Origin of the sequence: Streptosporangium sp. NPDC002544 (genome assembly GCF_040295965.1) — a bacterium.
GTDB lineage: Bacteria > Actinomycetota > Actinomycetes > Streptosporangiales > Streptosporangiaceae > Streptosporangium.
This window is the reverse complement of record NZ_JBEOWJ010000067.1, coordinates 1-12,932: the sequence shown is the minus strand read 5'-3', so window position 1 is coordinate 12,932 and position 12,932 is coordinate 1. Positions and strand designations below refer to the sequence as shown.

Sequence of the window (12,932 nt, the reverse complement as noted above, 5' to 3'; positions counted from 1 at the left end):
GGGCCTCAGATCTGGTCGAGGCCGCTGAGGACGCGTTCGAGGAGGTCGGGACCGGGACCCGCCGCGTCGACCTTGGGGTGGTGGATCCGCACCAGGCCCTCGGACTCCATGTCGGAGACCAGGACGCGGGTCACGCCGAGAGGGACGCCGAGGAGGGCGGAGATCTCCGCGACCGAGCGGACCCGGCGGCACAGATCGCTGATGAGGCGGTACTCCCGGATGTAGGACAGGCCGAGCTGGGCCGGGGTCGAGGTCGAGACCATCGCCTCCATGGCGAGCTTGGCGCTCGGCACGATCCGCCCTCCGGTCACGGCGTACATCCGGACCAGCGAGCTCTCCTCCTCGACCGGTTCGCCGTACTCCGGGTCGTACCCGAAGCGCCCGTCCTGCCCACCGTCGGAGTTGTCGGCCCGCACGGCTACCGGTCCTGGTCCGGGAGCTCGTTGCGCGCCCTGCGCACGCCCTGCTGGAAGCTCGACATCCGTTCGCGGAGCCGCTCTGCCGAGACCGGGAGCGCGCCCGGCCCCGGGTCAGGGTTCGGCTGTGACCGCGCGAGCGGCGCCACCGAGCCGGGTACCAGGTTCGCCCTGGGGGTGCGTTTGGGCAGGCCGGCCCCGGTCGTACCGCCGTGTGCGGGGGCGCTCGCCGCCTGGGCTGCCTGCCAGCCCCCGTCACCGGGCGAGGACCACGGCTCGGGCTCGTCCCGGGGGCTCTCCGGAGCGGGATCGCCCGTGGCCGCACCGGTATCTCTGGAGGCGGTGTTCCTGAACCAGGCGGACTCGACCGAGGCGAAGATCGGCAGGAAGTCGTCCTGTTTCGCCGGCGGCGAGGTCCCCACCCTGGGCAACGGCCCTGTCTCGTCCGCCCGGGCCGGACGGGGAAGGGAGTCGAGCGGGCCGGGGTGCGGCGCCGGGAACTCCCCCTGTGGGCGGGACCGCTCCGGGGGCGGACTCCACACGCTCGGCGCGCTCGCGTCCGGCCGCCCGTCCCACGCGGGTGCGGGCCACGTCTGCGCGGGGGGCGCCGCGAGCACGGGAACCCTCGGGGGCAGGCCCTCGGCGCCGGGCGGCCCCGCGCCGGGAGCCTGCGGGAACGACGGGCCGGCAAGGGGCGCGACGCCCGCGGGTAAGGCGGCGGGGAGCCGCGGGTAACCGACCTGCTGGGGCGCGGGGGGCGGCGTGACGAGGAGTGTCTCCGGGAGGAGGACCATCGCGGTCAGGCCGGTCCCCTGGGGGCGAAGCTGGACACGGATGCCGTGCTTGAGCGCGAGACGGCCGACCACGAACAGACCCATGTGGCGGGCGACCGAGGCGTCGGCGGCCTGCGGGTTGGCCAGCCGCCAGTTGGCCTGGGCGAGCTCGTCGAGCGTCATGCCGATGCCCTGGTCGGTCACCGAGATCATCACGCCTCCGCCCTCGATCCGGCTGCTGGACACCGTGACCCTGGTTTTCGTCTGCGAGAACGAGATGGCGTTCTCCACCAACTCGGCCAGCAGGTGGACCACGTCGCTCACCGCGGGGCCCGCGACGGCGACCTCCGACTGGACCCGGTTCGTCACCCGCTCGTAGTTCTCCACCTCCGACAGCGACGCCCTGACCACGTCCATCAGCTCGACAGGCTGCCTCCAGCGTCGCGCCACCTCCTGCCCGGCGAGGACGAGCAGGTTCTCGCTGTTGCGGCGCATGCGGGTGGCGAGGTGGTCGAGCTTGAACAGGTCCGCCAGCCGCTGGTCGTCGCGCTCGCCGCGCTCCAGCCGCTCGACCAGGCTGAGCTGGCGTTCCACCAGACTCTGGCTCCGCCGGGAGAGGTTGACGAACATCGCGTTCACCGTGTTGCGCAGCTTGGCCTCGTCGCCCGCCAGCCGCACCGCCTCCCTGAGCACCTCGTCGAACGCCCTGGCGACCTCACCGATCTCGTCTCGGGAGAGCACCCCGATCGGCGGCACGTCCGCGACGACCTCCCCCTCGCGCGACTCGCGGATCCGCTGGACGTACGCGGGCAGCCGCTCCCCGGCGACCTCCAGTGCCTCCCCGCGCAGCCGCCGTAGCGGGCTGACCAGCGAGCGCGCCACCCAGATGGTGATCACCAGCACGAGCGCCAGCAGGGTGACGACGGCCATGGCGACCATCAGGGCGTGCCTCTGCTCGGCGTCACCGAGCTGCTGGCTGCGTAGCACGATGTCCCGGGCGTGCCGTTCCTCGACCCCGCGCATGTGGTCGACGACGACGGTGGCCGCGTCGTACCACTCCTTGGCGTCGTCCTTCTTCGCCAGGTCCAGTCCTTTCAGCGAGATGCCGGAGGCCGCGCGGAGCAGGACCAGTTCGCGGAGGGACTCGGCGCGGTCGGTGGCAGGGCCGTTGACCGCCTCGTCGAAGAGGCGGCGGTCCCGGCTTCCGGCCTCGGCGGCGAAGGTCTTCCTCTCGTTGCGCTCCGTGGAGAGCGCGCCGAGGAACTGCTCCATCTGCTCCTGCTCGAACCGCCCCGCCACCAGCACCACGGTCAGCAGCGCCCGCTGGAACGAGACCGCCTCCTTGGCGCGGGCGAGCGCGTCCAGTGCCAGGGCCTGGCCGAACAGGACGTCGTCGGCCGTGCCCTTGCCGAGCTCGTCGTGGAGGGAGATCAGATCGGCGATGACCAGGCTGTAGGCGGCGATGGCCGCGTCGGGCAGCAGCGTCGCCCCAAGAGCCTGGGTACGCAGTGGGGGGAGGTCGTCCAGACGGGTGATCGCGGCCTCGACCTCGTCCCGGGTACGGCCGCTCACCTCCCCGCCGAGCAGGGCGCCGCTCTCGCGAACGCGTATCACGACACCGTCGACCAGGTCCATCTGGGCCCGCACGTTCTCCACCCCGCTCGCGGGGCGGCCAAGGGCGATGAACCAGGCGGTGTGGTCACGTTCCTCGGCCAGTTCGTGGGTGAGCGCGCCGACGTGGCCGGAGAGCCGGGCGAGGTCGTTGATCCGCCGGTAGTCGCCCGAGGCACTCATCGAGGCGAACACCTGGACCCCGCCGAGCAGCACCGCGGCGATCGTGGGCACCAGGATGAGCGCGACAAGGCGCCGACGCACCCGCCAGTTCCGCGGGCGTAGGCCGCTGCCCGCGTCTTGGATCCTCTGTGTGCTCACCGAACGCTGCCTCTCGGTGGATGAACCCCTGGTCGAATTTCCCGCGGTTCCCGGCAATTCGAGCACACCTCGACCTACGGGGCCAAGCGAACACAGCTCAATAAATGCGTATTTCTAGTGAAGTGGTGACTAGGACCTGGAGCCCCAGCTGCGACTGGAACATCAGTTTCAGTCGCCCGAATACCCTTATTACGCATTTCCCGGCTTACCTGGTCGCTCACATCGTTCCATTCGGCGGTTCAGCAGCGCTGAACGGAAACGCGCCGTCCCCGGAAGATCGCAACATTGTCAACTTCTCGGCCCTGGGGGCCGAGCTTGCAGCTCCTCGCCGTCGATGGATTCGACGGTTCAGGCCGCGTCGTCGGCAGCGTGACACACTGCCCGGCGACCGATGTTGATCGCCGCGAAATAATCAGCAGGGCCGGCGAGCCCGCATCCGAGTGGGGTGGCCGCGGACCACGGACCCACCCGGATGCGGCGAGGGCTACACAGACGTGCCGTAGGCCGCGCGGACCCGCAGTACGTGCTCGACCAGAGTGATCAGCGTGCCCTTGACGGAGTCCCGGGAGCGGGCGTCGGTCCGCACGACCGGGATGTGCGGGGCCAGCGTCAGAGCCTCGCGCACCTCGTCCTCGTTGTGCGGGAACTCTCCGTTCCAGCCGTTGATGCCGACCAGGAAGGGGAGCTTGGCCTCCTCGAAGTAGTCGATCGCCGGAAAGCCGTCGGCCAGCCGCCGGGTGTCGATCAGGACCACCGCGCCGATCGCGCCGCGGACCAGGTCGTCCCACATGAACCAGAACCGGTGCTGGCCGGGCGTGCCGAACAGATACAGGATCAGGTCGCGGTCCAGCGAAAGACGACCGAAGTCCATCGCGACCGTGGTGGTGGTCTTGTTCGGAGTCAGCCCCAGGTCGTCGATCCCGGCGCTGGCGTCGGTCATCACCGCCTCCGTGGTCAGCGGCAGGATTTCCGACACCGCCCCCACGAACGTGGTCTTGCCGACACCGAACCCGCCCGCGACAACGATTTTCGTTGACGTCAGGCCACCCTGGCTAGAGCCTGCGAAGTCCACTGAGAACCCTTTCGAGCATGTTGAGATCCGGTTGTCCCTCATTAAGACGCGGCTGATGGATGCGGACGAAGCCCTCGTCGACCATATCCGCCACCAGAACGCGGGCCACGCCAAGCGGGACCTTCAGCAGAGCCGAGATCTCAGCCACAGAGCGGTACGAGCGACAGAGCCTGATGATCGCATCCTGCTCGGGGGTGAGCAGAGCCAGGTCCTCCTCCATGATGAAGGAAGAGGAGACCAACGTCTCCATGGCCAGGTGGAAACGGGGCTCCGACCTGCCACCGGTGACGGTGTACGGACGGAACAGCGGCTCGTCGTCCTCGCTTCCGTCAAACCCCCGCACTGACCCCTCCCCTGAACAAACCCGGCACGGCCCCGGCCACTACCGACCCCGAAGGGACTGTAGCTCGGCGCGGAGCGCGGGGGTGAGCACCTGACCGGCCCGCTCGACGAGCAGGGTCATCTGGTACGCCACCAGACCCATGTCGCAGTCGGAGGAGGCCAGCACGGCGAGCGCGGAACCGTCGCTGATCGCCATGACCAGCAACAGACCGCGCTCCATCTCGACCACGGTCTGGGTGACCGTACCTCCGTCGAACACGCGGGAGGCCCCCACGGTCAGGCTGAGCAGACCCGCGGCGACCGCGGCGAGCTGGTCGGCCCTGTCGGCCGGAAATCCCTCCGAACTGGCGATTCTCAGCCCGTCGGCGGAGACGCACACCGCGTGCGCGACACCGGGCGTGCCGCGGACGAACTCGGTGATCAGCCAGTCGAACCTGCGTGCCTCATGACTCAGGGTCGTCACGAGCCATCCTCCTTGTCGGTAAGGCTCCTGGTAGTGGTGTCGGCTACTTCGGCGCGACCTCGTCGCACCCCCTGCTGGAAACTCGTCAGACGGTTGCGCACCCTGTCCGGGGACATGGACGGCGCCGGGCCGGACAGCGTGGGAGCGGCCGTACCCGGTACGAGATTCGCCCGGGGAGTGCGCTTGGGCAGACCCGCAGCGGTGATCCCGCCGAGGGTGGGGTCGCTCACCGCCTGGGCGGCCTGCCAGCCGGCGTCGGACGGGGTGTTCCAGCCGTCCGGGTCGCCCGACGTCGCGGATCGCTCCGCCTCCGCTCCCACCGGGGGGGAGACCGGCTCGTGAGCCGCCTGGTGGACCGATACACCCGCCGGTGGTGTGGACTGCTCGCCGGACGTGCTCGCCGGCGCAAGGGGTGCGGGCATCCCGCCTTCCGCCGGATCTTCCGCCCGGCGGAACCAGGCCGACTCGACCGAGGCGAAGATGGGCAGGTACTCCTCCTGCTCGGCTTCGAGCGGGGAGACGCCCACCGTGGGCATCGCCCCCGCCGGATTCTCGTACCCATACTCGTACTCGTACTCGTATGAGGACTCACCCCATGAGGAGATTCCCTGGGTGGGGACACCCCCGCCGCCTTTCGGCCCGCCGACCTGGCGCTTGGGCAGTGGCGCGCCACCTGCCGGAGCACCGGACGAGTCCGCCTGACCTGCGGAGGCCTGCCGTTCCGCGGCGAAGTGGTCACCGGGCAGCGAGGTCGAGCCGAACGAGGGTGCGCCCGGGGTGGACGCCTGCCCGAACGAATCCCGCCCGAACGAGGAATGCTCGAACGAATCCTGCCCGTACGAGGGTTGCCGGACGGGCGGGCGACCGATGGGCGCCTGGGCGGAGAAGTCCCCCGAGGCCGCCTGCTCCGCCCCCCAGGAGTCCGCCCCCCAGGAGGGGGTCCGCGCCGGCTGGTCCTCCTGAGCGACGAGTTCCGGCGGGAGCAGCACCATGGCGACGAGGCCGCCGCCCTCCTGCGGGCGCAGCTGCACCCGGATGCCGTGCCGCAGGGCCAGGCGGCCGACCACGAACAGGCCCATCCGCCGCGACACCGAGACATCGACCACGGGCGGCTCCGCCAGCCTGCGGTTCGCCTCGACCAGTTCCTCGTGAGTCATGCCGATGCCCGGGTCACTGACCGCGAGCAGCGCGCCGCCGCCCTCGATCGCACTGCTGGAGACCACGACCCGGCTGGCCCGGGGGGAGAACTGGATGGCGTTCTCCACCAGCTCGGCGACCAGGTGCACGATGTCGTTGGCGGCGCTGCCCGCGACCGAGATCGTACGGTGCACCCTGACCTGGACCCGATCGTAGTCCTCGACCTCCGACAGGGAGGCGCGCACGACGTCGACGAGCTTGGCCGGCTTGCTGCGCCTGCGGGGCGGCTCGTGACCGGCGAGAACCAGGAGGTTCTCGGAGTTGCGCCGCATGCGGGTGGCCAGGTGGTCGAGCCTGAACAGGTCGGCCAGGCGGTTTCCGTCCTCCTCGCCCTTCTCCAGGCCGTCGATCAGCGAGATCTGCCGCTCGACCAGGGTCTGCGTACGACGCGACAGGTTGACGAACATCGCGCTGACGTTGGAGCGGAGCTCGGACTCCTCGGCGGCCAGGCGAACGGCCTGCCGGTGGACCTCGTCGAAGGCCTTGGCCACCTCGCCGATCTCGTCGGTGCTCTCGACCGGGATGGGGGCGATCTCGGGTGTCCTGGTGTCGCCGGAGACCCGTAGCCGTTGCACCACCTCGGGAAGCCTGAAGCCCGCGACCTCCAGCGCCTCGGCTCGCAGGCGGCGCAGCGGCGTCACCATCGAGCGGGCGATGACCACCGTGAGGCCGAGCACCAGCAGGAGCAGGATCAGGATCAGGGCGGACGTGATGATCGCGTTGCGCTGCTCGGTGTCCTCCAGCATCCGGGCCCTGGCGACCACGTCATCGGCGACCCTGGTCTCGACCTTCCGCATCAGGTCGAGGACCGCGGTGTTGTCCGAGAACCACTGCTTGACATCGTTGGAACCCGACAGCAGCCGTCCGGTGTGCCGGGGGTCGCCGGCGAGCACGATCGCTCTGGACTTGGTCAGCTCGGCCCGGTACACCCTCTCGTCGATCATGGCGCTGGCGAGGAGCTGGCCGTTGGCCGGGCTCGCCTCGACGCTGAAGTCCGCCTCGAACTCGTTCATGCGGGAACGAGAGGCGATGAACTTCTCGATCTCCTGCGGGTTGATCAGCGAGGGCGCGTAGTAACCGGCCAGCAGGCGGGCGCGCTGCTTGGAGACCTCCTCCTTGGCGTACGCCAGGGCACTGAGCGCGCGGGTGTTGCCGATGATCTCCGAATCGTCGCTGACCAGCGTGAGCTCCTCGTGGAGCTTGAGCAACGGGGCGATCATGTGGCTGTAACGTTCCACCCGGGTCGTGCCCGGCAGGCGGCGCAGCTCGGGAAGGCCTTCCAGCTGGTAGGCGACGTTCCTGGCCGCCTCGACGGCTCGGGGGCCGTAGGAGTCGTCGATCGCCTGGACCTCCACCTGCACCTTCTTGGCCAGTGCGTCGACCACCTTCCGCTGGGCCTCCTCGCTCTCCTTCAACCCCTTGTCCGAAGGCTGGAACGATGCCCAGGCACCCCTGTCACGTTCCAAACCGAGCGCCTGGGCCAGATCCCGAAGACCGCCGGAGTACTCCGCCGCGGCGGCGGTCCGCTGGTATCCGGCGACGCTGTCGACGGAGGCCACCACGCGCGTGCCCGCGAGCACGACACCCACTGTGGTCGGCACCAGGATCAGAGCCGTCAGACGCGAACGGACACGCCAGTTCTTCAGGCCGAACCGGGCGGCAGGCCGCTTGCCACGGTCGGGTGCCGAAGCACTCCCGTTATCGGATGTCGCCGTCGCCACAGATCTCGCTACCCCTCAATCACGACACAGATGAACAACATCAGACCACAAGGTCACGTGAAAGAATCGACAAAACCGACATATCGCCTTTAATCGTTACGAAGGCGACGAGGGGGCGATCATCCGCGGCTACCGCAGGGCAGCCAGCACCTGGTCCCGTATCTGAGCTCGCTGGACCTCGTCGGTCAGCGGACGGCCGGCTCTGTCGACCACGTAGAAGACGTCCACCGCCTCTGCGCCGAGAGTCTCCACACGGGCAGCCCGTACGTCAAGGCCACATTCACCAAACGCTCTACCAATCCGCCACAAAAGTCCCGGACGGTCATGGGCGCGCACCTCGATGACCGTCGCGGTGTTCGACGCGTCGTCCACCAGGTTCACCCTGGGCGGTGCCACCGGCACCCGGGCCGGGCGCATCGACCTGCTCCTCCTGGCGAGGCGCTGCTCGATGTCGAGGCGGCCGGCCAGGACCAGCCGCAGGTCGGCCTCCAGCGTCGCGGGGTCGGGCGGCGAGCCGTACTCGGGAACGACCGAGAACTCGATCACGGCGGTCGCCCCCGCCGAGGCCGCCGACGCGGCACGCACCACCATCCGATGCGCGGCCAGCACCCCGGCCGCACGCCAGAGCAGCCCGGCGCGGTCCGGCGCGACCACGGTGACCGCTCCTCCGTTGATCCGCACGGCGCCTCCGCCGTGTCGGGCCAGGGACGCCTGCTCCACCGAGAGCGAGGGTGCGGGCCGCAGCGGGGTGCCGGAGAGCGCCGAACGGACCCGGCGTACCAGATCGGTGACCAGTGAGGCCTTCCACGAGTTCCAGGCGGCGGGCCCGGTGGCGTGGCCGTCGGCCACGGCGAGGGCCGCCAGCAGTTCGAGGACCTCGCGCGTACCGACGGCCTCGGCCACCCGGGAGATGGTCACCGGGTCGTCCAGGTCGCGGCGGGTGGCCGTCTCGGGCAGCAGGAGGTGATGGCGGACCACGGTCTCCAGGGTGTCGACGTCCGCCGGGGGCAGGCCCATCCGGGTCCCGATGTCGCGGGCGACGACGGCGCCGGTGGTGGAGTGGTCGCCGGGGTATCCCTTACCGATGTCGTGCAGAAGCGCCGATATGAGCAGCAGGTCGGGCCGGGAGACCTCACGGGTGAACGAGGCGGCCCCGGCGGCGGCCTCGATCAGGTGCCGGTCGACCGTGTAGCGGTGCACCGGGTTGCGCTGCGGGCGGTGTCGCACCCGCTCCCAGTCGGGCAGCAGGCGGACCAGCATCCCCGCCTGGTCCAGTTCCTCCCAGACCGGCACGGCCGCACGCCCGGCGCCCAGCAGGGCCACCAGGGCATCGCGTGCCTCGTCCGGCCAGGGCACGGGGAGTGGCGGCGACTGGGCTGCCAGCGTGCTGACCGTGGCGGGCGCCAGCGGCAGCCCCGCCTCGGCCGCCGCGGCGGCGGCGCGCAGCACGAGGGTCGGGTCCTTGCGGGGGTTGACCCCGCGGGCCAGCACGACCTCTCCGCCGTGCTCGACGACGCCGTCGGCGAGCGGGCGGCGGCCACGGGGGGTGGGACCGGTCAGCAGCCGGTCGACGGTCCGCCAGGTGGCGTCGAAGGCGTGCCCGATGGTCCTGGCGGCCTCGGCGAGCCTGCGCATCAGCGCCTCGGCGTCGAGCAGGCCGAGAATCCCGGCGACCGCGTCCTGCTCCTGGAGCACCAGCCGGTCGGCACCTCGGGCGGTCACCAGGTGCAGGCCGTGCCGGATGTCGAGCAGCAGTTCGTAGGCCTCGCGGACTCGCGGGCCGGGAGCCGAGGCGACCCAGGCCGCCGCCACGGCCTGCATCGCCTGCACGTCACGGATGCCGCCGCGGGAGTCCTTGATGTCGGGTTCGAGCAGGAACGCCAGCTCCCCGCTCGCCTCCGCCCGCTTGTCCGCGGCATCGCGCAGCTCGCCCAGGCGGCGCCGGGAGTCGGCCCGCCACTCGGCGAGCACGACCTCGCGTGCCGACCGCGTCAGCTCCTGGTCTCCCGCCACGTGCCGGGCCTGGATCAGCCCGAGGACCGCCTTGAGATCCTCCCTGGCCACCCTCGCCGCCTCGTCCACGGTCCGCACCGAATGGTCGAGGCCGATCCCGGAGTCCCAGATCGGATACCAGATGCGGTCGGCGATACGCGCCACATCATCTCGTCCGTCGTGGAGCAGGACCAGGTCGAGGTCACTGCCCGGCGCGAGCTCCGAGCGGCCCAGACTCCCGACCGCGACGAGCGCGACTCCGCTGAGGGCGCCGCGCTCGTCGTTTCTCGTCATTCCCCCGTTGTGCCCGTACGGCGTGCCGCAGGCGGTTCTGACCAGGTCCGTCAGCCAGCGGTCGATGTCCGCGGCCCGTTCCTTACGGGCCGCGGCGTACGAGCGAGTGTCGCCTCTCACCGGTTAGAGCGCCTCAGGTCCGCGTTCCCCGGTGCGGACGCGGATCACCGTGTCCACAGGAACGGACCAGACCTTGCCGTCGCCGATCTTGCCGGTCTGCGCGGCCTTGACGATGACGTCGATGACGTCCTCGGCGTCGTCCTCCTCGGTGAGCACTTCGAGGCGGACCTTGGGCACCAGGTCGACCTGGTACTCGGCACCCCGGTAGACCTCGGTGTGGCCGCGCTGGCGGCCGTAGCCGCTGGCCTCGCTGACCGTCATGCCCTTGACCCCGAACTGCTCCAGGGCCGCCTTCACATCGTCCAGTTTGAACGGTTTGATGATCGCGGTGATGAGTCTCATGCGTCCACCTTCTTAGACGCCGGGGCGGAAACCGGACCGTTGACGGCCGCGACACCCGAGGAGTGGATGGTGCCGAGGTCGTAACCGGTCTCGGCGTGGGTGGTGATGTCGACGCCGGCGATCTCCTGCTCCTGGGTGATGCGGAAGCCCATCGTCTTGTCGATGATCTTCGCGATGATCCAGGAGACGATGAAGGAGTAGGCGCCGACCGCGACGGGACCGAGCACCTGCACGCCGAGCTGGGAGATCGGACCGCCGTAGAAGAGGCCCTTCTCCTGACCGTCGGCGAACGGGTAGGCGGCGACGAAGCCCAGCGCCACCGCGCCCACGACACCGCCGACCATGTGAACGCCGACCACGTCGAGGGAGTCGTCGTAGCCGAGCTTGTACTTCAGGCCGACCGCGTAGGCACAGGCGACACCGGCGAGCGCGCCGATCACGAACGCCGCCCAGGGGTCGACGAAACCACAGGCCGGGGTGATGGCGACCAGGCCGGAGACAGCACCGGAGGCGACACCGAGGGTGGTGGAGTGGCCGTCACGGAGCTTCTCGACGAGGATCCAGGCGCCGGCCGCGACCGCGGTGGCGATCTGGGTGTTCATGAACGCCAGGCCGGTCGTGCCGTCGACGGCGAGCTCGGAGCCCGCGTTGAAGCCGAACCAACCGAACCAGAGCAGGCCCGCGCCGAGGAGGACGAGCGTGAGGTTGTGCGGCCGCATCGGGTCCTTGCGCCAGCCGACACGCTTGCCGATCACGAGCGCGACCGCCAGGGCCGCGGCACCGGCATTGATGTGGACGACGGTGCCTCCGGCGAAGTCCTCGATGCCGAGGGTGCTCAGCCAGCCGCCGCCCCACACCCAGTGGGCCACGGGGAAGTAGACGACGGTCGCCCAGACGAGGGCGAAGACCACCCAGGCGCCGAACTTGACCCGGTCGGCGAGCGCGCCGCTGATCAGCGCGACCGTAATGATGGCGAAAGTCATCTGGAACGTCGAGAAGACCAGACTCGGCATACCGGTGCCGTCATCCTTGGTCGCCGTCTCGACCAGGCCGCTCAACCCGATGTTGTCGAGCCCGCCAATGATCTTGTTGAGGAATCCAGAGCCGTCCCCGACGGCGTCGAAGGCCAGCGAGTGACCGTAGAGAACCCAGGCGATCGTTACGACGATGATGCTGACCCACGACATCATCATCATGTTGAGAACGCTCTTCGCCCTGGTCATGCCCCCGTAGAAGAAAGCGAGACCTGGCGTCATGAGCAGAACGAGTGCGGTGCTCGCGAGCATCCAGGCTGTGGAGCCGCTATCGATCTCCATGCGAAGCGACCCTCCTTCCAATTGGCGTTTTGCCGGTTTCACATGCAGTGGACGCTTCCAGGGCTCCGTCGACCGGCCGCGCACTGACGTTGCGCCACAGCGTGTTCTTCCGCCGTTTCAAGGCGCGACCCTGCGTGTTTCACATCTGTGAATCTCGGCCACACGATGTTTCCATCGAGTTTCGGACCGGGCATGTCTCGGCTTATCAATGACCCAAAAGATGCCCAGGTGGGCAACCACCCGGGCCTTCGGAGGGCCGCCGATGACCACGCGCATGACCGCCGCCACGCCCGCCATGTCCCCTCATCCGGGCGAACACGTTGAGCCGTACTCCCCACCCGGCGAAGGAACGAACCGATCGCTCCCACCACGACCCCCGCCGCCGTTCACACCGCGCGACCCCAACCACCGTTCACGCCGCGCGCTCTCCTGCCGCCGTTCACGCTGCGCGCTCTCCTGCCGCCGTTCACGCTGCGGTGGGCGGGTGGTCCGGCCGGCCGTCTCACTCACTGTCTGGTGATCCAGGCCTCCGGCCTGCTCGGGCGCTGTGGTCACGGGCTCTTTTCATGCCGGCCGGACCACCCGCCCACCTCCGCTTGACAGGCTCCCGCCGTACGGACTGCGAGCCGTAGTCGCTCACTCTCGGACCGCCCAATGACCCCTGAGCGGCTGAAGCAATCCGTACGAGATCGCTCGGCGCGAATCGCCGTAGCTGAAGCGTCGCTTTCGAAAGGAGCGCACGGCGAACCCCAGCCGGCCCCCGGTGTGAGCCCGATCCACCCTCAACCCCCATGAAACCGCCCCGCCCCCGCCTCGGCCTAGCCCCCATGCCCCCTCGGCCCGGCCCCGCCCCCACGTGTGGACGTCGTCTGAACCATGACCCCCTATCGACAGGTGAAAGCTGACCCCTGTCGTGTACTTGATTGTTACTGGTCGTTTCCAGGATTGGCCG

General features: G+C 69.8%; 9 protein-coding genes. All 9 read right to left on the bottom strand.

Annotated elements, in window-relative coordinates:
• Positions 1 to 5: 5 nt before the first annotated feature.
• The 9 genes from ABT061_RS47625 to ABT061_RS47585 all read right to left on the bottom strand — a co-directional run bounded on the left by ABT061_RS47625 (position 6) and on the right by ABT061_RS47585 (position 11,980).
• The gene (locus ABT061_RS47625; protein ID WP_350930331.1) at positions 6 to 416 is read right to left on the bottom strand and encodes a DUF742 domain-containing protein; all 411 of its coding nucleotides are present in this window, start codon (positions 414 to 416) and stop codon (positions 6 to 8) included.
• A 2-nt stretch (positions 417 to 418) separates the two neighbouring features.
• On the bottom strand, positions 419 to 3,064 hold the full coding sequence (locus tag ABT061_RS47620; RefSeq protein ID WP_350930330.1) for a sensor histidine kinase: 2,646 nt from the start codon (positions 3,062 to 3,064) through the stop codon (positions 419 to 421).
• Between the two features lie 541 nt (positions 3,065 to 3,605).
• Positions 3,606 to 4,163 carry a GTP-binding protein gene (locus tag ABT061_RS47615; RefSeq protein ID WP_343972082.1) on the bottom strand — a complete coding sequence of 186 codons (558 nt, stop codon included), beginning with the start codon at positions 4,161 to 4,163 and terminating at the stop codon, positions 3,606 to 3,608.
• A 10-nt stretch (positions 4,164 to 4,173) separates the two neighbouring features.
• Entirely contained in the window at positions 4,174 to 4,536 is a 363-nt protein-coding gene (locus ABT061_RS47610) for a DUF742 domain-containing protein (protein WP_350930329.1), read from the bottom strand.
• Positions 4,537 to 4,575: 39 nt separating this feature from the next.
• A complete protein-coding gene (locus ABT061_RS47605) occupies positions 4,576 to 4,998 on the bottom strand; it encodes a roadblock/LC7 domain-containing protein (RefSeq protein WP_451934972.1) in 423 nt (140 codons plus the stop codon).
• Positions 4,995 to 7,796, bottom strand: coding sequence for a sensor histidine kinase (locus ABT061_RS47600; protein ID WP_350930328.1), 2,802 nt, complete (start codon positions 7,794 to 7,796; stop codon positions 4,995 to 4,997). The genes ABT061_RS47605 and ABT061_RS47600 overlap by 4 nt, the downstream gene beginning before the upstream one ends.
• Positions 7,797 to 8,045: 249 nt before the next feature.
• Positions 8,046 to 10,322 carry a [protein-PII] uridylyltransferase gene (locus ABT061_RS47595; RefSeq protein WP_350930327.1) on the bottom strand — a complete coding sequence of 759 codons (2,277 nt, stop codon included), beginning with the start codon at positions 10,320 to 10,322 and terminating at the stop codon, positions 8,046 to 8,048.
• A gap of 3 nt (positions 10,323 to 10,325) precedes the next feature.
• Positions 10,326 to 10,664, bottom strand: coding sequence for a P-II family nitrogen regulator (locus ABT061_RS47590; RefSeq protein ID WP_030906290.1), 339 nt, complete (start codon positions 10,662 to 10,664; stop codon positions 10,326 to 10,328).
• Entirely contained in the window at positions 10,661 to 11,980 is a 1,320-nt protein-coding gene (locus ABT061_RS47585) for an ammonium transporter (protein WP_350930326.1), read from the bottom strand. The genes ABT061_RS47590 and ABT061_RS47585 overlap by 4 nt, the downstream gene beginning before the upstream one ends.
• Between the last annotated feature and the right edge of the window lie 952 nt (positions 11,981 to 12,932).